Here is a 22,127-nt window from a genome sequence, read left to right as displayed (position 1 = left end):
TGAGAGATTGAATTGCCTGAGATCAAGACCCTGTTGCTGTTTGTCCTGACCGCCGTGGCGGAGATTGTGGGTTGCTACCTGCCCTGGCTCTGGCTCAAGCAGGGCGGCAGCGCCTGGCTGTTGCTGCCCGCCGCAGTCAGCCTGGCCTTGTTTGTCTGGCTGCTGACTTTGCATCCCTCGGCCTCGGGTCGTGTCTACGCGGCCTACGGCGGCATCTACATCAGCGTGGCGCTTCTGTGGCTGTGGCTGGTGGATGGCATCAAACCCAGCGCCTGGGATATGGCAGGGGTGGCCGTCTGTCTGCTGGGGGCGGGTCTGATTGCTTTTCAGCCGCGCACCTGAGGCATCCGCTGCTCTCTTATTCGATCCAAATCTGCCTCAATCCCTTGCCGATCCTGCGCAGGCCGCTATGGTTTGCGTGTATGCAGCAATCTTGGCTGACGAGGGGGCAGGCCGCGTTATGATTCCCGTCTGTTGACGGTTGCAAGCAAGAACAGGGCTTTTTCAAGTTTTGCGTTTGTGCAACCGCTTTTGCCGTTTTTCTTTCCCAATCACAAGCCTTTGCTGGCCAGCCTCTAGACCGACACCGACACCGTGCGCCTGAATTCCATCAAGCTCTCCGGCTTCAAATCCTTTGCCGAGCCCACCAATTTCATTCTGCCGGGGCAGATGGTCGGCGTGGTGGGGCCCAACGGTTGCGGCAAGTCCAACATCATGGATGCGGTGCGCTGGGTGCTGGGGGAGAGCAAGGCCAGCGAGCTGCGTGGCGAGTCCATGCAGGACGTGATCTTCAACGGCACCACGCATCGCAAGCCGTCCAGCCGTGCCAGTGTGGAGCTGACCTTCGACAACAGCGACCACCGCGCAGGCGGTCAGTGGGGGCAGTTCGGCGAAATCGCCGTCAAGCGCGTGCTCACGCGCGAGGGCAACAGCAGCTACTTCATCAACAACCAGCCCGTGCGTCGTCGCGACGTTCAGGACGTGTTTCTGGGAACGGGTCTGGGACCGCGTGCCTACGCCATCATCGGTCAGGGCACGATCAGCCGCATCATCGAGTCGCGCCCCGAAGAGCTGCGCCTGTTCCTCGAAGAAGCGGCCGGGGTTTCCAAGTACAAGGAGCGTCGTCGTGAGACGGAAAACCGCCTCTCGGCCACGACCGAGAACCTCACCCGTGTGGAAGACATTCTGCGCGAGCTCAATGCCAATCTGGACAAGCTGGAAAAGCAGGCCGAAGTTGCGGCCAAGTACAACGGCCTGAACGCCCAGGTCACGCTCAAGCAGCACCAACTGTGGTTCATGAAGCGGGCCGATGCCGAGGCCGAGCAGGACCGCGTGCGTGTCGAAGGCCTCAAGGTCGTCAACGAGCTCGAAGAGCGCATGGCCGATATCCGCAACAACGAGAGCGGACTCGAGACCCTGCGCCAGTCGCACTACGACGCCAGCGATCAGGTCAATCAGGCGCAGAGCAAGCTCTACGAAGCCACGGCCGAGGTCGGCAAGCTGGAGGCCGAAATCCGCTATGTGGTCGAGGGCCGCCAGCGCGTGCAACTGCGTCTGCAGCAACTGGCCGAGCAACTGCTGCTGTGGAGCAGCCGTAGCGAAGAGGCCCAGGGCGAGATCGAGAACATCGAGGGTGCGGGCATGGATGCCGAAGAGCAGGCCGAGATGCTGGCTGCCCAGCTCGAGGAGCAAAGCACCCGCCTGCCCGATCTGGAAGATTCTCTGCATAAGGCGCAGAAAGCCGATGCAGACCAGCGCAACTCGGTGGTGCAGGTGCAGCAGCAGATTCAGGTGCTGGCCGCCGAGCAGCGCAGTCTCGATGAGCAGCGCCGTCAGTTTGAAACCCGCTACGAACGTTTGCGGGCCGACCGCAATGCACTGGAAACGCCGGACGAAGCGCGCCTGAACAATTTGCAGGCGCAGCTGGCCGAGGCGCAGGAGCTGGCCGAGATGGCCGATGCCGTCCTCAATGAGTTGCAGGACAGCGTGCCGCAACTCGATGAGGATAGGCGCGCACGCCAGCAGGCCGTGAATGCCGAAAACAGTCGTCACGCCGATCTGTCGGCACGGCTGGATGCGCTCAAGGCCTTGCAGGAAAAGGTCAAGACCGATGGCAAGCTTCAGCCCTGGCTGGCCAAGCATGGGTTGGACGGCATGCAAGGCCTGTGGAGCCGCATAGCCATCGAGTCGGGCTGGGAAAATGCGCTGGAAGCCGCGCTGCGCGAACGTCTGGGTGCGCTGGAAGTCGGTCGCCTCGACATGGTGCGCGGTTTTCTGGGCTCCGGGGGGCTGGACGCTCCGCCGGCCCGGCTGGCCTTTTTCAGCCAGGCTCAGGCAGCGGGCGCACCTGTGGCTGCGCGCTTTGCGCGTCTCAGCGATCTGCTCAAGATCAATGATGCCGGCCTGCGCGCCGTGCTGGTGGACTGGCTGACGGGCTGCTATACCGCGCCCACGCTCGACGAGGCCCTGGCCAAGCGTGCCGATCTGCAGGCTGGCGAGACCATTTATGTGCCCACCGGCCATGCGGTGACCGCGCACAGCGTGACCTTTTATGCGCAGGACTCCGAACAATCGGGGCTGCTGGCGCGGGCGCAGGAAATCGAGCACCTGGAAAAGGAAGTCCGCGCCCAGGCGCTGATCGCCGATGAATCGCGTTCGGCCTTGGTGCGCGCCGAAAGCGCTTATGCCGATGCCTCGCAGCGTCTGGTGTCCGCACGCCGCGAAGCGAGCGAGTCGCAAAGCCGTGCCCATGAGCTGCAGGTCGAGACCTTGCGCCTGTCTCAACTGGCCGAGCAGGCGCGCGCACGCAATGCGCAAATTTCGGCGGATCTGTCCGAAGTCGAAACCCAGCTCTCCGATATCGAAGAGCGCAAGGTCGCCGCCGAGGCCCGCTTTGAAGAGCTGGACATGCAGTTGGCCGACAGCCAGGAGCGCCATGCCCAGCTGGGGGATCGCGTGCTGGAGGCCGAGCGCCGCCTGAACGAATCGCGCGAGCAGTTACGCAGTCTGGAGCGTCAGGCCCAGGAGGCGACCTTCTCGCAGCGCACGCTGCACGCGCGTCGCGCCGAGCTGTCGCGCACCATCGAAACCGCCAGCCAGCAGGCCAAGTCCCTGGCCGAGGAGCAGCAACGCGCTCAGGACGAACTGGCAAGACTGTCTGATGCCGCAGCGCAGGGCGGCCTGCAGGATGCGCTGGATCTGAAGATGCAGCGCGAAAAAGACGTCGCCGAGCGCCGCAGCGAATATGAGGATCTGACCAATAAGCTGCGTGCCAGCGACGAGCGCCGCCAGAGCCTGGAAAAGGCACTGGACCCGCTGCGTCAGCGCATCACCGAATTCCAGCTCAAGGAACAGGCCGCGCGCCTGGGACTGGAGCAGTACAGCAATCTGCTGACCGAAGCCGAGGCCGATCTGGCTGCTGTGGCTCAGTCGATTGCCGAAGGCAATGTGCGCATGCACGGCCTGCAAGGTGAAATCGACCGCCTGCACCGCGAAATCCAAGCCCTGGGGGCCGTGAATCTGGCCGCGCTGGATGAGTTGACCCTGGCGCGTGAGCGCAAGACCTTCCTCGATGCGCAGATGGATGATCTGACCAAGGCCATGAACACCTTGGAAGAAGCCATTCGTAAGATCGATGCCGAGACGCGGGATTTGCTGACCGGCACCTTCGACATCGTCAATCGCCATTTTGGCCGCATGTTTCCCGAGCTGTTCGGTGGCGGTCAGGCCAAGCTGGTGATCACCGGCGACGAGATTCTCGACGCCGGGGTGCAGGTGATTGCCCAGCCGCCCGGCAAGAAGAACCAGACCATTCACCTGCTCTCGGGCGGCGAGAAGGCGCTGACCGCGATTGCGCTGGTGTTTGCCATCTTCCAGCTCAACCCAGCGCCATTCTGTCTGCTGGACGAGGTGGATGCGCCGCTGGACGACGCCAATACCGAACGTTATGCCAAGCTGGTTTACAGCATGAGCAAGGGAACCCAGTTCCTGTTCATCAGTCACAACAAGATCGCCATGGAGATGGCCGAGCAGCTGATTGGTGTGACCATGCAGGAACAGGGCGTTTCACGAATTGTTGCGGTGGACATGGAGTCCGCCCTCTCCATGGCTGAGCTATCCTGAGCCCGGTCATCCCCTATTGAAGAACCGTTTTCTCACATGAGTAACTTGCAAATCAGTCTGGCCGTCCTGGGTGTGGTGCTGTTGGCGCTGATCGTTGCCTACAACTCCTGGACTGCGCGTCGCAATGCGCCCAAGCGGGCCGAGCCTGAGGAAGAAAGCACAGATCCTCAGCGCCTCGAGCCCGGAATGAACACCGTCGGTCATGGTGCGGACCTGACCAAATACCAGCATGAGCCCGTGCTGGGGGATTTCGGCAAGGCCATTCCCGGTACCGAGCCCCTGCAGATGCCCGAATCCGCAGGTCGCTTTGCCGAAGCCGATGCCGAGCTGGCCCGCCTGGTGGCGCGCGAAGCCCATGAGGAAGCGCAGCGTCAGGAAGCTCTGGCGGCCGCCCAGCACAAAGCCGAGACGACCGAGGCTGCGCATGCTGTGCAAGAGGTGAACGCTCAGGGCACGGATGCAGCCATTGCTGCAGTGACCGAGCAGGCCGCGCAGGCTGTGGAGCCCGTGTTGACGGACGCTCCTCTGGCCGCTTCGATTCCTCCCGCTCCGTCAGTGGAGCGACGCGGCCATCTGGATGCGCTGATCGATGCGATTGCTCCGATCACTGTGGCCCAGATTGTTCCTGGTGAAGTGGCCTTGCAGGCCCAGCCCAGTACCCGCCGTGCCGGTAACAAGCCCTTTGCCATTGAAGGCATGAACCAGGACAGCAAGCAGTGGGAGCCGTTGCAGACCGGCCAGCGCTATCTGGGCTTTCAGGCCGGTGTCCAGCTGGCCAACCGTACCGGTGCACTCAACGAGATCGAGTTTTCGGAGTTCGTCACCAAGGTGCAGCGCTTCGCCGATGCGCTGGGCGCCATGGCCGACGTGCCCAATATGCTCAACGAGGTCTCGCGTGCACGCGAGCTCGATCAGTTCGCCAGCGAGCACGATGCGCAGCTGAGCTTTATGCTGCGTGCGCGTCAAGCGTCCTGGAGTGCTGGTTATGTCCAGCAAAATGCCCAGCGCCTGGGCTTTGTCATCACGCCCATGCCGGGCCGCATGGTGCTTGCCTCCCCCATCCAGGGCTTGCCTCCGGTGCTGGTGCTGAACTACGACCCCCAGGCCGCCATGGGCGATGATCTGGATCAGTCCGTCGTGCGCGAATTCCTGCTCAGCCTGGACGTGGCCCAGGTGCCGCGTGGGCAGCAGCCATTTGAGCGTCTGCGTCAGGTGGCGGAGCAACTGTGCCAGACCATGGACGGCGTGCTCTGCGACCAGAACGGCTATCTGCTGCCGGTTTCGGCACTGGACCCGATTCAGCATGACCTGGAGCTGCTCTACGACAAGCTCGACAGCGCAGAGCTGTCGGCCGGCTCACTTCTTGCCAGAAGGCTTTTCAGCTAAAACAAACAGGCCAACAATGTTGGCCTTTTTTATCCCGGACTTTGAATTTCCAGCGGGCAGAGCATGACCGAGAATTTAGATCTTTTTTCCGCTGAACCCCAGGGCCAGAAGCCATCGACAGCTATCAATGCAGGCGTGCCCGAAAGCGTGACGAGCAAGGTGGCGGCATTGCGCGCCCAACTCCATCAATGGGCACATGAGTACTATGTGCTCGATACGCCCACGGTTCCCGACGGGGAATATGACCGCGTCTATCAGCAACTCGAAGCACTGGAGGGGGCTTACCCCGCACTTGTTACGCCGGACTCTCCCACGCAGCGCGTGATCGGTGCGGTGCTGGACGGTTTGACTCCGGTTCGCCATGCCGTGCCCATGCTGAGCATCCAGACAGAGACCGATAACGAGGCCACGGGTGCCATTGCCTTCGACCAGCGTGTGCGCAAGGAGCTGGGGCTGGATGAGTCCGCTGCAGCCATCGAATATGTGGCCGAGCCCAAGTTCGACGGCCTGGCCATGAATCTGCGTTATGAAAACGGTCGCCTGGTGCAGGCCACCACGCGCGGCGATGGCGAGGTGGGGGAAGACGTCACGCACAATATCCGTACCATTCGCCAGATTCCCCTGACCCTGTCCGCAGGCCGCGATGTACCCCCCGTGGTGGAGGTGCGAGGCGAGGTGCATATGGCCAAGGCCGATCTGGACAAGCTCAACGCGCGCCAGCAGGCCGCAGGTGCCAAGACCTTTGCCAATCCGCGCAATGCGGCGGCCGGATCGGTCCGTCAGCTCGACTCGAATATCGCGGCCCAGCGTCCGCTGTCGTTCTTCGCCTATGGTCTGGGCGAGATCACGCCGCCGCAGCAGGGCGGGCCGGACTTCGGCACGCATTACGCCATGCTGCAGACTTTGAAGTCCTGGGGCTTTCCGGTTGCACCGCAAGTCAGTATTGCGCTGGGTGCTTCTGAACTGGTAGCGTTTCACGAGCGCATCGGTGCCGAGCGTGCCAATCTGCCCTATGAAATCGACGGCGTGGTCTACAAGGTCAACAGCCTGGCACTGCAGCGTCAGCTGGGCTTCAAGTCGCGCGAGCCGCGCTGGGCCGTGGCGCACAAATACCCGGCGCAGGAGATGCCTACGCTCATGGAGGCCATCGATGTGCAGGTGGGGCGCACGGGCAAGCTGACGCCCGTGGCCCGCCTGGCTCCTGTGCAGGTGGGCGGTGTGGTGGTGACCAATGCCACGCTGTCCAATCTGTTCGACATCCGCAAGAAGGGTGTGCGCGTGGGCGATCAGGTCATAGTGCGCCGTGCGGGCGACGTGATCCCCGAGGTGGTGGGACGGGTGCCGGGCGAGCGGCCTGCTTATGTGCCCAACTTCCGCATGCCCAAGACCTGTCCCATCTGCGGCAGCGAGGTGGTGCGTGAAAAAGGCGAGGCCAACCACCGCTGCACGGGCGGCCTGTTCTGTGGCGCACAGCGCAAGGAAGCAATCTTGCACTTTGCTCACCGCCGAGCCATGGACATCGAAGGTCTGGGCGACAAGCTGGTCGATCAGCTCGTGGATGCCCAGGTGGTGCGCGTGCTGCCTGACCTTTACAGGCTGGGCCTGAGCTCGCTGGCAGCGCTGGATCGCATGGCCGAGAAATCGGCCCAGAACGTGCTGGCAGCCCTGGAAAAATCCAAGAGCACCACGCTGCAGCGCTTTCTGTTTGGCTTGGGCATTCGCAATGTGGGCGAATCCACGGCCAGGGATCTGGCCAAGCATTTCGGCAAGCTCGATGCCATCATGGATGCCAGCGTGGAGGAGTTGCTGCAAGTCAAGGATGTCGGGCCCGTGGTGGCCGACAGCATTCACACCTTTTTTGCCCAGCCCCATAACCGCGAGGTGGTGGAGCAGCTGCGCGCCTGCGGTGTGCATTGGGAGGAAGGCGAGCCAGCCGAGAAGGCGCCTCAGATTCTGGCCGGCCTGACCGTGGTGCTGACCGGCACCTTGCCCACGCTGGGCCGCGACGCCGCCAAGGATATGCTGGAGGCGGCGGGTGCCAAGGTCTCGGGCTCGGTCAGCAAAAAGACCAGCTATGTGGTCGCAGGGGCCGAGGCGGGCAGCAAGCTGGCCAAGGCCGAGGAGCTGGGCGTGCCCGTGCTGGACGAAGCAGGCATGCTGGCACTGCTAAGGGGCGAGCAGCCCGGTTGAGTCGACTGTAGAAGCAGCAAGGGGGCTACATGAACAAATTGCGACGCAAACCCGTGGTGGGCCTGGCCCTGGGCAGCGGCTCCGCAAGAGGCTGGGCGCACTTTGGCGTGCTGCGCGCGCTGCGCGAGGCCGGTGTCAGCCCCGACATCATCTGCGGCACTTCCATTGGCTCATTGGTCGGTGCAACCTATGCCGCCGGCGAAATGGATGCCTTCGAGAGCTGGGTGCTGGGCCTGGGCAAGCGCAAGGTCTTCGGCTTCATGGACTTCAATCTGGGCGGCGGATTGCTCAAGGGCGAGAAGATCATCGAGTTCTGGCGCGAGAATTTCGTCCAGGAAACCGTGGAGCAACTGGGCACGCCGTTCGGCTGCGTGGCCACCGATCTGCAGACAGGTGCCGAGGTCTGGCTGCGCAAGGGCTCGATTGCCGAAGCCGTGCGCGCGTCCATCGCCTTGCCCGGCCTGTTCACTCCGGTGATGCGGGAAGGGCGGCTGCTGGTCGATGGCGGTCTGGTCAACCCGGTGCCGGTGTCGCTGGCGCGCGCCATGGGTGCGGACATCGTCATCGCCGTCGATTTGAATGCCGACATCATGCGCAGGCATATGAAGCCCGTTGACATGAGCGAGAGCGAGATCAACCTGCATTCCCGCGAGCTCAGGGTCTCGCAGCTGCATCTGGATGAGGAAGAGCCTCCGGTGCCGCTGGGCCAGATTCCTGAAGCGCTGGCGGCGAATGGCTCACCGCTCGGTTGGGCGGGCGCATGGATGCGCAGTATGACGAGCGTGAAGACATTGTCCTCATCCGTGATGCGCAGGGGCCGCAAGGGGGAGGGCGATGCCGAGGACGGGGATTCTGTGCCTGTGCCCTCGCTGGTCAATGTGGTCATGGCCAGTGTCAACATCATGCAGATGCGCATCACCCGCAGCCGCATGGCGGGTGACCCGGCCGAGGTGCTGATTGCTCCGCGCCTCTCGCATGTCGGGCTGATGGACTTCTACCGGGGGCGCGAGTCGATCGATGAAGGCTATGCCGCAACCCAGCTGGCGTTGCCTGCGCTCAAGGACTGGGGTCTTTAGCCCGGAGTGCGCACGGCTCTGGAGTGCCGAGGACGCAGCCTGCTCAGCTGCGGATATAGGTCCAGCCACCTTGCTGCATGCGGGCGATGGCTTCGACGGCGCCCATGGGCAGCACCTGAATATTGTCCGGTGCGCTGATGCCGGCGTTCCTGAGCGTGTTGGGGCACAGCAGCACATGTGCCAGAGCAGGACCCATGTCGTCCGGCTGGTCCAGCACGGCTTGCACGGCCTGGGCATTGACGACAATCCAGACTTCCAACTCGGGGTTGGCGGCTTTCAGGTTCTTGAAGTTGCCGCGTGCGCGGACCAGTGCTTGCGTGCTGGGTGCGTGCAGCACGATGAGGGTGCTGGGGCGCAGGGCGGGCAGCAGGGTGTTCCAGTCAGGTCGGCTCATGGTGTTGGGGCAGATTTGCTAGCGCGATGATAGCCGCTTGCAAATTCTGTGCAGGGGCTATGCGGTGACTTGAATCCTAATGTGCTGGCGACTTGGCGGGAGCTTTGTCCATCAACTCGTCCAGTAGCCCGGGCGGCATGCCGGTGCGGATCTGCACCAGCCCCTGGGCATTCTTCCAGATCGTCGCGGGTGTGGCACGCAGGCCTGCATTGCTCATCAGCGCGGCGTTGTTGGCTAGTGCATCGCGGGCCGACAGGGGGATGCGCTGCAGCGGTGCAATACCCAGGACATCGGGATTCTTGCCATGAGCGTCGGCATAGGCCATGGCATGGCTGGCAAGAGCCTGCTCGGGTACCTTAGAGGCCAGAATGGCGGCGGCCTTGCCTTCGCTGCTGGGGCGCAGCATGCCCACCAGAATATGGCGCAACTGCAACTGGCCAGCTTGCACCAGTGGCCTGGCATCGCGCCAGAGCTGGTTGCAATAAGGGCAGTTGGGATCGGTGAACACATAGGCGATGCGGGCGGCATCGGGCTTGCCGTCGCCAATCCAGTGTGTACGCTCCAGATCGGTCCAGAACTCTTGGCCCATGGGCTTTTGCACGGCGTTGTGCAAGGCTTTGGCGTTGACGTCCTTGCCCTGGGCATCGATGACGGTGCCAATCACCCAGTGCTTGCCGTCAGGCATGCGGTAGATGGGGATGGGCTGCTGGTCGCGGTAGGCGGCCCAGGCCTTGAGGCCGCCGGCGCTTTGCATGGGGCCCACGATCTGCAGGCCTTGCTCGGCGAGAAACTGCGCTGAGGGCAGGTCGCTGCTTGCCGCACCGCTTGCTGCAGCGCCACTGGCGGCAATCACGTCGCGGGTATAGGCCACGGCGACTACGGTGGCTGCGGCTGCAGCGAAGATGGGGAGAATCAGCGCCATCAATTGGCGTGACAGGGGCTGTAAACGTGGCACGATAAACCTTTGTCCATCTTGAGTCATGGGGCCTGTGTTGGAGGCGCAATGATGCGCAACTGCTCGCTCAGGCTTGCGCGAGAGAGCTCCCCCGTACGCGTGGACCGCAGGCGTCCGTTCGCGTCATAGAAATAGGTGGATGGCAGGGCGCGCTGCTGCCAGTGCTGACCGGCGAGCTGCTCTGGGTCCAGGAGCACCTGGGCTGGGGGGAGAGGCATGGACTGCAAATAGCGCAGCACTGCAGCGGCGTCTTCACCCTGGTTGATCCAGATGAAACGCACACCTGGATGGTCTTTTTGCGCTTGGGCCAGTACCGGCATCTCGCGCTTGCAGGGCGGGCACCAACTGGCCCAGAGGTTGATGACCAGCGGTTGACCGCCGTAGCTGCGCAGATCCGTGGGCTGAGCGGCAGCGCTGATCAGCGTCAGAGAGGGGAGTGAAGACTCTGAAGGCTCAACCCAATTTCGCAATGTGTAAGCTGCCATCAGGATGAACGCACCCACACCCAGGGACTGCAGCACGCCACGTTTCAGGAGTGCATGGCTGCGGCAGCTCCAGGCTGCCCAGAGAACCGCCACCAGCAGTCCGGCCCAAAGGTTCCAGCCACCGTCGCGAATATCCAGAATCTGCAGCACGCTGGCGGGAGATGCGCTCACGGGCGCCCAGTACTCGGGCCACCATTGCACGACGTAGGCCGTGCGCGCTGCCACCAGTCCGGCAAGCGTGGCCTGAAGCAGCACAGTCTCTACAGGCTGATTGCTTTGCCGCTGCCTGAGCCGCGCCCACCACTGGCTGGCAAACAATGCCAGAAATGCGGCAAGAGCCATGGTGGGCAGAGCGAGAGGGCCTATCCGCACACTGGCGGGCAAGGCCAGTGCCTGCAACAAGCCGGGTTGAGCTGCTTCGGTATTGCCTTCGCCAAGGGCTGGAGTCGGGGCATCCGCATTTCCGTCCATGCCTGCTTGAGCGGCGCTGATGCTCTGCTGCTGTACCGGGTAGCAGATGCCTATCTCGGCACAGCCCTGCCATTGCAGCTCCAGCGGCCATTGCGCCGGCCGTTCAGGCAGCGCGGCCTGAATGCGCAACTCCCGGTGAAAGACCTGCACACGGCCAAAAAAGGCATCGCTCAGGGTCCGACCTTCAGGAATCTGCAGCGGTATTGGCTGACCCTGAGCATCGAGCAGGCGCAACTGGTCGCGGTAGAGATAGTGACCAGGAGCAATGTTCCAGCGCAACTCCAGCAGGCGGCGGCCATCAGCCTCTGTTTGGATGGCGCTTTGCTCGGTGTGGACCAGCTCGAAAGCCTGTTCGGCAGTCAGGACTTCGGGTTGCGCAGCTGGCTTGTCGGCACTCAGGCCGGGCAGGGTCAGCGGCTGCGCCCAGGCAGTCATCCCCTTCAGCAGGACTGAAAGCAGAGCTAGGGCTGCGGCAGAGCGAAGAGACATGAATGGTGGTGGCTGAGTGTCTTGGATGAGGCAGCCCGCATCTTGGGCGCAAGGGATTAAGCAGGGGTTAACGCTGCGAAAAGACAAATCTGCGATGCTCGACCGCTTCGGATAAACAAGGTGCGTAACGGGTACTCACATCTCCGGATGTGATGGTGCGGGTGGCGGTTGCGCAGTGAAAAAATGCATGTGCTGTTAGTGGAAGATAACGCTTTGGTCGCCAGCGGGGTGAAGGCGGGCCTGCAGCTACAGGGCTTTGGCGTGGACGTGGTGGGTTGCGCCAGCCAGGCTGATGCGGCGCTCAAATCCTCCCACTTCGATGTATGTGTGCTGGATCTGGGTCTGCCCGATGAGGACGGTCTGCATCTGCTGGCGCGGTGGCGCCGTCAGGGGCTGGAGCTGCCAGTGCTGGTGCTGACCGCACGTGATGCAGTGGACCAGCGCATCGAAGGCTTGCAGACCGGAGCTGACGACTATCTGGTCAAGCCCTTCGATCTGCACGAGCTGGCGGCGCGGCTGCATGCGCTGCTGCGAAGGGCGGCGGGGCGTACCGTGGACTGGATTGTGCTGGGCGATGTCAAAGTGGATCTGGCCGCTGGCCAGGCCATACGGGAGGGCAGCATCGTGGACCTGTCGCGTCGTGAATGGGCGTTGCTGCGCGCGCTGCTGCAGTCGCCCGGGCGAGTGCTGAGCCTGGAGCAACTGCGCGACAGCCTCTATGGCTACAGCCTTGATGTGGAAAGCAACGCGGTCAATGTGCATGTGCACCATCTGCGTCGCAAGCTGGGCTCGGACATGGTGGAGACCGTGCGTGGTGTGGGCTTCAGATTAGGGCGCGTGCAGGGAGGCAGTTGCTGATGCGCAGCCTGCGGGTCCGTTTGCTGGTCTGGTTGTGTCTGGCGCTGTGCACTCTGTGGGGCGGTGTGGCGGCATGGATGTTTGCCGACATGAGGCATGAGCTGCGCTCCGTGCTCGACGACCGGCTGATTGCATCGGCCCGCATGGTGGCGGGCATTGTTCACCAGTTCAAGCCGCACAACACCAGTCCCGAGGACTGGGGTCCCATGCTCAATGTGGTGGCACGTGATGGTGTGGCTTGCGAGGTCAGCATGATTCGCAGCGAAGTGCATACCGCACCTACGCATGATGTTATGGATCCGGATGCAGATGCTGTGTCGGACGAGGCGAGCGGCAAGGCGGCTCGCCCGGCACTGATTCCGGCATCTCCGCTGGATGCACCGCGCGCCAAAACTGCAAAGACCGGCCGCGCCGAGGACTCCGCAGATACGGCCTCCGAGCAGGCGGCCGAGCCTACCGATTCTCAGGTGCTGGCTCGCACTGCGGGTGCGCCCAGCTTCCAGGGGCCGCTGCCGCTGGGCTTCTCGAGCATCACCAAGGGCGGCAAGCCCTGGCGTACCTATGTGCTTGAGGAGCATGGCGTGCGCATTGCCACGGCCGACCGCATCGATGTGCGCGAGGGGCTGATACATGGTTTCGCCTACACCATCATCCTGCCCTTTGTGCTGGCTCTGCTGGCCAGCATGGTGTTGATGTGGTGGGGGGTGACACGCGGCCTGCGCCCCCTTGAGTCGCTGCGCCAGGAGTTGAGCGAGCGTCCGCCCGGAGATGATTCGCCCGTGGCGCAAGGCAGGCAGGTCAAGGAGCTTGCGCCACTGGTGCAGACCATCAATCACCTGCTGCAGCGCGTGCACAAAGCCATTGAGCGCGAACGTCGCTGGAGCGACGATGCCGCCCATGAGCTGCGCACTCCGCTGACTGCCGTCAAAACCCATGTACAGGTGGCGCAGATGGCGGTGGCCAATGCGGGGTCTCAGATGGTCGCTTTGAGGGATCAGCCCGGCGCTGGCAAAGAGGATGCTGCGCCCAGGCCGATTTCGGAGACCGCACAGTGGCAGATGACCCGGCAGGCGCTGGAGCAAGCGGGGGAGGGCGTGGAGCATTTGCAGCACACGCTGGAGCAATTGCTGCTCTTGGCCAGGCTGGATTGCCAGCCGGTGAGCGAAGGTGCAGGAGGCTCTCGCGCCATGGCCTGCGGTAGCGAGCCCGCCTGTGCGTGGGAGGCTCTGGAAAAAGCCTGGGGATTGGCCGCCACGGCCATTCCTTCAGGCTCGCTGCGCTTGCGCTGGTTGCCTCGGCAAGCCCTGAATGACGCCAGGCTGCAGGACTTGCGTGTGGCCGTGCCTCAGCCCTTGCTGGTGTCGGCATTGCGTAATCTGATGGAAAACGCCTTGCGCTATGGGCAGCAGGCAAGTGGCGAGCCGGGCGACTCTGCGGTGTTGCTCGGCCTGCGCCACATTCCGCAGCTGGCGCAGGTCGGCGGCGACAAGCCGCAGACGATGCCTGTCAATCCTGCCGGTTATGTGGAGTTCACGGTGATTGACCATGGGCCCGGGCTGAGCAGCGAGGACTGTGCCGTGGCGACCCAGCGCTTCTGGCGCAAGCAGCATCAGGCCCATGGCAGCGGTCTGGGGCTGGCGATAGTGCAGCGCATTGCACAGTGCAGCGACGGTGAGCTGGAGCTGCTGCCCTTGGCCCAGTGGCAGCAGCATAAGGGCTATGCATTCGAGCAGGTGCACAACGGCATGGCGCCAGAAGCGGCGACAGGGCTGGTGGTGCGTTTATGCCTGCCGGTGAAGTCCTGTGCTGCGCCGCCTGATTACTGATTAGTCAGATTGGGGGGCCAATTGTTTGCAGCATTAATTGGCTCTTAATCTTCTATAAGTATCTTCGGGCAATGTGCTTGCTGTCATTGGGCTGCTTTGGCCCGTGACATTCCAGGTCAGACGTCGGCGTTCAGCACACGCCTGATGTGCGGCAGATCTGAGCCGCTTAAACCTCCATTCCCAAGATGAATCGCTTGAACACAAAGACTCTGCCCCGGTCGTGGGTGGCTGTCGGCATTTCCATGCTGATGGCGACCAGCGCCTGGGCGCAAGAACCTGCTGCCGCCAAGGCTGCATTGAACGGCAATGTCGCTTCCGGTGCAAAGATCGCTCAGTCCGGCTCGGCCGGCGGTGCGGCTGCCTGCGTCACCTGCCACGGCGCCAAGGGCGAGGGCCAGCCTGGCTTCCCCGCGCTGGCGGGCCAGCACGCCGGTTACCTGGAGCGTCAGCTGAACCAGCTGGCGGCTGGAGCCCGTCAGTCCGCTGTCATGGCTCCCATGGCCAAGGCCTTGAGCGAGCAGGAACGCGCCGATGTGGCCGTCTATTACGCCAGCCTGCAACTGCCTATCAAGAGCGTGCGTGGTGCCTTGCCCGGCAAGAGCGACGATAGCGGTGCCTGGTTGGTCGAGCGTGGTCGCTGGGCCGACGGCATTCCTGCCTGTGCGCAGTGCCATGGCCCCGGTGGCGTGGGCGTGGGCAAGGACTTTCCGGCCATCGGCCATCTATCTGCCGACTATATGCAAAGTCAGATCGATGCCTGGAACAAGGGGCAGCGCGAGGCCGGCCCACTGGGTCTGATGGGGGCTGTGGCCAAGAAGCTCACGGCTGATGACGTCAAGGCCGTTGCTGCGTACTACCAGCGCCTGCACAACCCCGCTGCTGCCGCAGCAACCGCCAAGCCTTAAGAGTTCGGGAGTTGACAATGTCGGACAAACAACAAACTGCTTCCAAAAGCTCCAATCTCGCTGAATACGCGGTGGTGGCCTGCCTGTTCGCCGGTCTGGGCGGCGCGCTCTGGTATGGCATGAGCATCAGCAGCCCCAAGAAGGCTGAAGAACCAGCCAAGGTGGCCGCGCCTGCTGCAGACGCCAAGGCCGTGACCGTGGCAGCCAAGCCCGGTGAATTCACCCCTCCTGGCGTCAGCGACTATCCGGAAGGCCCCATGGGCGAGTGGGTGCGCCGTGGCGAAGCGATCTTCACACGCACGCCGGTCAATGCCGTAGGCTTCTCGGGCAACCCGCTGAGCTGCACCAACTGCCACCTCGACGCAGGTCGTTTGAAGGGCGCAGCCCCCATGTGGGGGGCCTACCCCATGTACCCGGCCTATCGCAAGAAGACCGACCATGTGGACACCTTTGCCGAGCGCGTGCGCGGCTGCTTCATGTACTCCATGAACGGCAAGGCACCGGACGACGGTCATGACGTTCTGGTGGCACTGGAGTCCTATGCCTACTGGATGGCACAGAAGGCCCCCACGGGCGAGAAGCTGCCCGGTGCAGGTTTCAAGAAGGCGGGCAAGCCCGAAGAGACTCCCACCTATGAAGCCGGTGCCAAGGTTTATGAAGCCAAGTGCGCGCTATGCCACGCTGCAGACGGCAAGGGCCAGTTTGTCGGCGATGTGGCCGTGTTCCCGCCGCTGTGGGGCAAGGACTCCTATAACTGGGGTGCAGGCATGCATGACATCGACAAGGCGGCCAACTTCATCAAGAACAACATGCCCTACGGCAATGCAACGCTGAGCGATCAGGAAGCCTGGGATGTGGCGACCTTCATCAACAGCCAGGAGCGTGGCCAGGATCCGCGCTTCAACGGTAATCTGCAGGCCACGGCCGAAAAGCACCATGGCCAATACTCCATGTACGGCAAGGAAGTGAACGGCAAGCTGCTCAAGGGTCTGTAAATGGACGCTTGATTAGGTCTGCCGGATGCAGGCTCAAGGCCAGCCCTGTAGACGGGGCTGGCCTTTTTTGGTGATCGGGGTGATCAGAGTGGGTGTCTGGCCAAGCCGCCGTTGAGCCGTCGGCGGTGCGTTGCGTCCTGGTCACGGAACCCATGGTTTGGCTGGGCTGCACAAGATCCATTGAGTCCGCACCCAAACCTAGACTCGAAACGCACGGGAAGATCACTTTCCGACAGACGTAGAAAAGCCCGGCGAGCCGGGCTTTTGCAATGGCGGGGCTTGAAAGATCAGGCCATGAACAGGTAGTGATCCACGAGCAGGGCGAGAAACAGCAGACTCAGGTGAAGCAGTGAAAAACGGAAGGTGCGGCGCGACAGCTCGTCCGAGTAATTGCGGTACAGGGCCACGGCATAGGCGATGAAGCCTGCACCCAGAACGACAGCCGCGAACAGATACAGCCAACTGCTCATGCCGTACATGAAGGGCAGCAGACCGGCCGCAAACAGCACAACGGTGTAGAGCAGAATCTGCAGGCGTGTGTATTCGCTGCCATGGGTCACGGGCAGCATGGGCAGGCCGGACTGGCGGTAGTCCTCGACACGATACAGGGCCAGTGCCCAGAAGTGGGGCGGAGTCCAGAGGAAGATGATGAGGAACAGAATCAGCGCCTCGGGGCCGACATTGCCCGTCATGGCGGCCCAGCCCAGCACGGGTGGCATGGCGCCTGAAGCTCCGCCGATCACGATGTTCTGTGGCGTGGCGGGCTTGAGAACCACGGTGTAGATCACCGCATAGCCGACAAAGGTGGCCAGTGTCAGCCACATCGTCAGCGCATTGGTCCAGACCAGCAAGATCGTGGCGCCAATCATGCAGAGAATGGCCGAGAAGGCCAGTGCCTGCTGACTGGAGAGTTCGCCGCGCGCCGTGGGACGCCATGATGTGCGCTTCATCTTGGCATCGATATGACGTTCCACCAGGCAGTTAAAGGCCGCAGCGGCAGCCGCCACCAGCCAGATGCCGATGCAGGCGACGCCCATATGGATCCACTGATTGGCTGTGGGCCAGCCGGGTACGGCCAGCACCATGCCGATCAGGGCGCAGAACACGATGAGCTGCACCACGCGCGGCTTGGTCAGCGCGTAGAACTGGCTGATTCGCGAGGTGTTGTTCAACAAGGCTTCACTTTGACTCATGCAATCACTCTTTTGCGCTATGCCTCAGGCAGGGCGGTGCGCCATTTCAGGGTCGGGGGCGGTGACGGCATGGCTACGCGTCACGGCCAGGCTCCAGACCACAATCGTTACCAGGGCCGCGGCTCCACCGGTGTGGAGCACGGCCGCCACCAGGGGCCAGTCCAACACCACGTTGGACAGACCCGTCAGAACTTGCAGCACCGCAAAAAATCCCAGCAGCCGGCGCTGCTTGGCCAGTGCAGGGGCATGGCGCAATGCCCGCCACAGGCTGGCCAGAGCCAGAACCACCACATAGGCTGCCAGCCTGTGGGTGTAGTGGATCGCGGTCAGCGCTTCGAAGCTGATGTGGCTGCCGTCCTTGAGCATGCCCAGCGGGCGCCAGATCTGCAGCGCTTCGGCAAAATTCATGGCCGGCCACCAACTGCCCTGGCAGCCGGGGAAGCTCGTGCAGGCCAGCACGGCGTAATTGGTGCTGACCCAGCCGCCCAGGCTGACCTGGACGATGAGCAGCGCCAGACACAGCCATAGCGCGATGCGCAAGCGTCCGGCAATCGGGGCCGCAGAGCGACCGGCCTGCTGCTGGCTCAGTCCCGATGCCGGAATGGCCAGCAAGGCCAGCAAGCCGGTACCGCCCAGCAGATGCAGGGTGACGATGGCCGGAAACAGCTTCATGGTGACCGTCAAGGCGCCGAAAGCGCCCTGTATGCAGACCCATACCAGAGCCAGAGTCGGCCACCAGGGGTTGGCCGCGCCGCTGAAAGGCGCGTGCTGACCCTTGCGTCTGGCGGCCCGCGCCTGCTTCCAGCTCATGACCGTCATGGCAATGATGAGCACGCCGACCGTGGTCGCCAGATAGCGGTGAATCATTTCCACCCAGGCCTTGCCATGGGTGACCGGGCCGGTCGGCATGGCGGCTTGCGCCTCGGAGATCTGGGCATGTGCTGCGATAGGGCTGGCCGTGCCATAGCAGCCAGGCCAATCAGGGCAGCCCAGGCCCGAGTCCGTCAGCCGTGTGAAGGCGCCGAACAAGACCAGATCGAAGGTCAGGAACAGCGTCAGCACGCAAAGGGCCTGCAGACGTTTGCCGGGGCCGGTGCCGCGACTGCGCCACCAGACCCAGCACAAAGGCCCCAGGGCCAGCACCAGACCGAAAGCCATCAGCTCCAGCGCAGGAGCCAGGTCATAAAGCTGCTGCTCCGTCATGCCGCAGCTCCGCGGGCCGGCTTCCATCGTTCAGCCGCCTGTGCTTCAGACAAGGCACGGCGGTCAGCGGGCAGGAAAAAATCGCAGAAGCAAAGCGGCATGATTCGGCAGGGGCGGTCAGTACTTGGCCAGTATTTACAGAAATTATTGAAGATCTTGGTCAAGCGCAAAACGAGAGCAACCTGCTTGCCCGTAGCGAGACTTGCGTGCTCCAGGACCAGGACTTTGCTCGACGCTTGGAGCAGCAGTTGAATGCAGGCTCTTTGATCCCGCACAATTTTACCCATGTGATTTGAGGCTAGGCAGTCGTGACCGGAGTGTCCCTAACAACGAGGAAGAAAGGCTGGTCCTCAAAACCCTGCTTTCGGGGAAACTCCGAGGCAAAAAATTGCCAAAATGCTCCGATTTTGAACGGAGGCTACACAGCCTTGATGTACGATAGCCCAAGCTCGCAGCTTGGAACTGTGAGCGTGTCGAAGACAGCTGCAGCCGTGGCTTCGTCGCAGACGCGGGTGTCGTTCAATGGTAGAACGGCAGTTTCCCTCTGAAAACTGCATAAATTCCACAAAACCTATACTAAAACCTATACTGACTCTTTTCCCTATACGGACGAGTTTGATTGGGTTTGGTTGAGGCTAAGGCCGAGGGCTCAGGAAGTTATGTACTTTGACGTTCGCGCAGCCAAGCTGCTTGCACCCGGTGAGGTGCTAGCCGTTGAGGGATGCCCAGGCCTACGCCTTGTGGCAGTTAAATCGTCCAAGACTTGGACTTATCGCTATCGAGATGTTGCCGGTCGCCTCAAGCAGGTCAAGCTGGGGTCTTGGCCTGAGATGAACATTCAGGAGGCGCTTGGCATATGGACAAAGTACCGCGCTGACCGTGAGGCGGGTGTCAATATTGTTGAGCAGCGTAAGCAGGCCAAAGAAGAGAGCAAAAAGGCTTTGCTTCCCCAGGAAGAGGCTGTTTATAGCGTGAAGCGTCTGGCGCAGGACTATGTGGACGGGCACCTGGCCCATTCGCGAAAGCCTGAAGGTCTGGCTGCCGCGAAAAGTGCCTTTCTGCGATTGTTTGAGGCGAACCCAGATTTCGCCAACATGCCCGCAGACTCCGTCACTCGACAGATCGCCTTTGGAATCCTTGAAGACAAAAAAATTGACGCACCATGTGCAGCGCAGAAGTTGCGCTCCATGTTTGGCGGTGCCTGGGACTATGCCTTAGACGCAGGCCGTATTTCTGGGGAAACGCCGAACTGGTGGCGATCAGTCCAGAAAGGGCGCTTGCTGTCCAAGGGGAAGAAGATGGGTGGCAAGCACATCGGCCGGCGTAGGCGCTTTTTGACCGACGACGAAATTGGTGTGCTGCTGAATTGGCTGCCCAATATGCATGTGATCGGCAGGGATGCCGTCATTCTGTATTTGTGGACGGGTACCCGAGGATCTGAGATTTTTGGGATGAATGTCGAGCACCTTGCTGAAAAGGATGGCGTCCTGTGGTGGACGATCCCGAAGGCGCTGACCAAGAATGCGCGCTTCCCTGACGCGACAGACTTACGGGTTCCGCTGCTTGGCCGGGCCCGAGAAATAATTCAACGTCGCCGCAGGGAGGCAGACGATGAAGGCAATTTGTTTGTGGGTGCCACAGGCAATCGCTATAGCACCCATACTTTTTCGGGATACCTCTACGACTTGCAGCCATATAGTCCGAAGTCAAAGCGCAAGGGGCGAGTGAGAAAGATCTTGCCTGTGACGGACTGGAGTGCTCATAACTTGCGTCGCACAACACGCACCATGCTCTCCGCGCTAGGCTGCCCCAAGGAGATTGCCGAGGCCATCGTGGGCCATATGCCAGAGAAGATCGAAGGCACTTACAACGCCTACTCCTATGATGCCGAGCGCATTTACTGGCTCGGCAAGGTTGATCAGCGCCTGGAGGAACTGGCTTCTTTGGCTTTGCCTGCACGCCCATAACCGCTGTTGCGTGGCGGCAGTCCGTGTGACACGGGCAGGTTACGAGCCACAGCCAACAGCTCTTCATACAGCCAACCGATGCGACCAGGTGAGATTTCACGCGCCGGAGGGTATCGCTTGGAGCGCACTTCGCTTTCAAAAGTGGTGATGGAAATGGTTAAGGCCTTCGCCGCGGCCTCCTTGGACAGAATAATGAAGGGGAATGGGGTAGCTGTAGCAGTCATGATTTCGCTTTCGGTGCGGTGAAATATTTGCGGCCAGCCTCACTGGGCTGGTGATTAATGCCGTCCAGCATTCCGGCGCGGAGCAGTGCATGAAGGGTGCTGCTGGCTTAGTTGCTGAAGCTAGTGGCCCGGTTGTATGCGTCCCACAGCGTTTGGCCTTGGGGGCAGCGCGCCTGTTTGCCGCCGGATAGACCAGCAGCGCAGCAAGTAGGGCAGTTGAAGTGGTGGGCTATGTAGGCCTTGTCTTCTGGCAGGCCCACGGTGCTGGCGCTGGTTGCCTGGGTCATGGCTTCATGAAAACGAGCCAGTGAGTCATTCCCGAGCGGCCGCTGACTTGACCGAACAGTGGCTTCTCTGGTGTCAGGGCTAGGACTTCTTTCACTTTCACCTGCGTTTCGTTCCACTTGAACACCAAGGTCCCACCTGGCTCCAGCACGCGGAAGCACTCGGCAAAGCCTTGGCGCAGGTCTTCGCGCCAGTCTGGTCCTAGCTTTCCGTACTTGGCTCCAAGCCATGATTTCGGTCCCGCATGGACAAGGTGAGGCGGATCAAACGCCACTAGCTTGAAGGCCCCATCTGGGAAGGTCAGAGCGCGAAAGTCCATCAGACAGTCGGGCTCGATGCGCAGCACGCGCTGGCCAGTCGCATTGCCGCGTGAGTTGTCAGTGACGGTGATGGTTTCGCGGCGCTGATCCACGAACACCGCGCGCGGGTCTGCTTTGTCGAACCACATCATTCGACTGCCGCAGCAGGCATCAAGAACCGCTGGGTTCATGCGTTGCTCCAAAAAAGAACCCCGCTCAGTGGCGGGGCTCGGGGTTGCGGTTTTGCTGCTTCTCTTGGCGAGCGCGGCGGATCTCTCGTTTAGATGGACGGGCCATTTCGTTTCTCCTGGATTCCGAATTCATTGCCATCGCTGCCCCACATGGGTACGTGCCGGCAGCTGTCACAGCGGTGAAAGTCGTAGTACCCATTGCCGTCAGCGCGGTACGTCCCTTTTTTGCAGCGCGAGCACTGCAGACCGATACGTGAGCGATACAGCGCATCTTTGGCCGCGATAAGGCTTTCTTGGGCAGCAATGATTTCGCCGTCCGTCAGGTGTTGGGGGTCTTCCCCTGGTGGCAGTGGCGCCGCGGCGAGCATTCGCATGTACATACGCCGGTTGTTTGAGTCCCAGCGATCTGGTGCACACGGATGGCTTTTCTGGCTGCGAACAGTTGCCAGCTGGGCTTCTGTCGGCTCCACAGGCACCAGCTTCCAGCCCTGCACCACGGTCCGCCTGACTGGATCGGGTAGGGTGAGGGAGTAGTCCGGCGGGATAACGTCTTTGACCGTCTTGCAGGCGGGGCAGACATGGCGGTATCCCTTTCCTGGTGGGATGTAGAGGC

Annotated in this window: 17 protein-coding genes; 10 read left to right on the top strand and 7 right to left on the bottom strand. The window is 62.1% G+C overall.

The annotated features are described in order from the left end of the window. Positions 1-12: 12 nt before the first annotated feature. The 5 genes from ACWGXF_RS05925 to ACWGXF_RS05905 all read left to right on the top strand — a co-directional run bounded on the left by ACWGXF_RS05925 (position 13) and on the right by ACWGXF_RS05905 (position 8,774). Complete coding sequence (locus tag ACWGXF_RS05925) at positions 13-342, top strand: YnfA family protein (RefSeq protein WP_012838696.1); 330 nt, start codon at positions 13-15, stop codon at positions 340-342. 252 nt (positions 343-594) lie between these two features. Continuing rightward, positions 595-4,122, top strand: a complete 3,528-nt coding sequence (gene smc / locus ACWGXF_RS05920) for a chromosome segregation protein SMC (protein WP_003062399.1) — start codon at positions 595-597, stop codon at positions 4,120-4,122. Between the two features lie 36 nt (positions 4,123-4,158). Continuing rightward, positions 4,159-5,508: a cell division protein FtsZ gene (locus ACWGXF_RS05915; protein ID WP_452101763.1), complete on the top strand. Its 1,350-nt coding sequence runs from the start codon at positions 4,159-4,161 to the stop codon at positions 5,506-5,508. A 63-nt stretch (positions 5,509-5,571) separates the two neighbouring features. Continuing rightward, entirely contained in the window at positions 5,572-7,698 is a 2,127-nt protein-coding gene (gene ligA, locus ACWGXF_RS05910; protein ID WP_012838694.1) for an NAD-dependent DNA ligase LigA, read from the top strand. Between the two features lie 29 nt (positions 7,699-7,727). After that, positions 7,728-8,774 carry a patatin-like phospholipase family protein gene (locus tag ACWGXF_RS05905; protein WP_012838693.1) on the top strand — a complete coding sequence of 349 codons (1,047 nt, stop codon included), beginning with the start codon at positions 7,728-7,730 and terminating at the stop codon, positions 8,772-8,774. A 43-nt stretch (positions 8,775-8,817) separates the two neighbouring features. Here ACWGXF_RS05905 and ACWGXF_RS05900 read toward each other — a convergent pair whose 3' ends face one another. From ACWGXF_RS05900 to ACWGXF_RS05890, 3 genes are all read right to left on the bottom strand, one after another. Next, positions 8,818-9,168, bottom strand: a complete 351-nt coding sequence (locus ACWGXF_RS05900; protein WP_452101762.1) for a DsrE family protein — start codon at positions 9,166-9,168, stop codon at positions 8,818-8,820. A gap of 76 nt (positions 9,169-9,244) precedes the next feature. Next, entirely contained in the window at positions 9,245-10,090 is an 846-nt protein-coding gene (gene dsbG, locus ACWGXF_RS05895) for a thiol:disulfide interchange protein DsbG (RefSeq protein ID WP_452101802.1), read from the bottom strand. Between the two features lie 56 nt (positions 10,091-10,146). Further along, a complete protein-coding gene (locus ACWGXF_RS05890) occupies positions 10,147-11,514 on the bottom strand; it encodes a prolipoprotein diacylglyceryl transferase family protein (RefSeq protein WP_256630720.1) in 1,368 nt (455 codons plus the stop codon). A gap of 237 nt (positions 11,515-11,751) precedes the next feature. Here ACWGXF_RS05890 and ACWGXF_RS05885 point away from each other — a divergent pair, with 237 nt between their 5' ends. The 4 genes from ACWGXF_RS05885 (at position 11,752) to ACWGXF_RS05870 (ending at position 16,152) form a co-directional block, all read left to right on the top strand. Beyond that, complete coding sequence (locus ACWGXF_RS05885) at positions 11,752-12,426, top strand: response regulator (protein ID WP_003062385.1); 675 nt, start codon at positions 11,752-11,754, stop codon at positions 12,424-12,426. Next, positions 12,426-14,252 carry an ATP-binding protein gene (locus ACWGXF_RS05880; RefSeq protein WP_452101761.1) on the top strand — a complete coding sequence of 609 codons (1,827 nt, stop codon included), beginning with the start codon at positions 12,426-12,428 and terminating at the stop codon, positions 14,250-14,252. Before ACWGXF_RS05885 ends, ACWGXF_RS05880 begins: the two co-directional genes overlap by 1 nt. Positions 14,253-14,437: 185 nt before the next feature. After that, on the top strand, positions 14,438-15,157 hold the full coding sequence (locus tag ACWGXF_RS05875) for a c-type cytochrome (protein ID WP_034361443.1): 720 nt from the start codon (positions 14,438-14,440) through the stop codon (positions 15,155-15,157). 17 nt (positions 15,158-15,174) lie between these two features. Then, positions 15,175-16,152 carry a c-type cytochrome gene (locus ACWGXF_RS05870; RefSeq protein WP_012838687.1) on the top strand — a complete coding sequence of 326 codons (978 nt, stop codon included), beginning with the start codon at positions 15,175-15,177 and terminating at the stop codon, positions 16,150-16,152. A 287-nt stretch (positions 16,153-16,439) separates the two neighbouring features. Here the strand turns inward: ACWGXF_RS05870 and cyoE are convergent, their stop codons facing one another. Beyond that, the gene (gene cyoE, locus ACWGXF_RS05865) at positions 16,440-17,345 is read right to left on the bottom strand and encodes a heme o synthase (RefSeq protein ID WP_452101760.1); all 906 of its coding nucleotides are present in this window, start codon (positions 17,343-17,345) and stop codon (positions 16,440-16,442) included. A gap of 24 nt (positions 17,346-17,369) precedes the next feature. Next, positions 17,370-18,548, bottom strand: a complete 1,179-nt coding sequence (locus ACWGXF_RS05860) for a COX15/CtaA family protein (protein ID WP_452101759.1) — start codon at positions 18,546-18,548, stop codon at positions 17,370-17,372. 659 nt (positions 18,549-19,207) lie between these two features. Here ACWGXF_RS05860 and ACWGXF_RS05855 point away from each other — a divergent pair. After that, positions 19,208-20,515, top strand: a complete 1,308-nt coding sequence (locus ACWGXF_RS05855; RefSeq protein ID WP_059439668.1) for a tyrosine-type recombinase/integrase — start codon at positions 19,208-19,210, stop codon at positions 20,513-20,515. A 507-nt stretch (positions 20,516-21,022) separates the two neighbouring features. Here ACWGXF_RS05855 and ACWGXF_RS05850 read toward each other — a convergent pair. Beyond that, positions 21,023-21,514, bottom strand: coding sequence for a class I SAM-dependent methyltransferase (locus tag ACWGXF_RS05850; protein ID WP_059439666.1), 492 nt, complete (start codon positions 21,512-21,514; stop codon positions 21,023-21,025). Between the two features lie 89 nt (positions 21,515-21,603). After that, a partial coding sequence (locus ACWGXF_RS05845) for a hypothetical protein (protein WP_452101758.1) occupies positions 21,604-22,127 on the bottom strand: 524 nt, incomplete at its 5' end.

This window comes from Comamonas sp. HJ-2 (assembly GCF_053615495.1).
The sequence above is the reverse complement of the archived record's forward strand: the minus strand, read 5'-3'. Positions and strand labels throughout refer to the sequence as shown.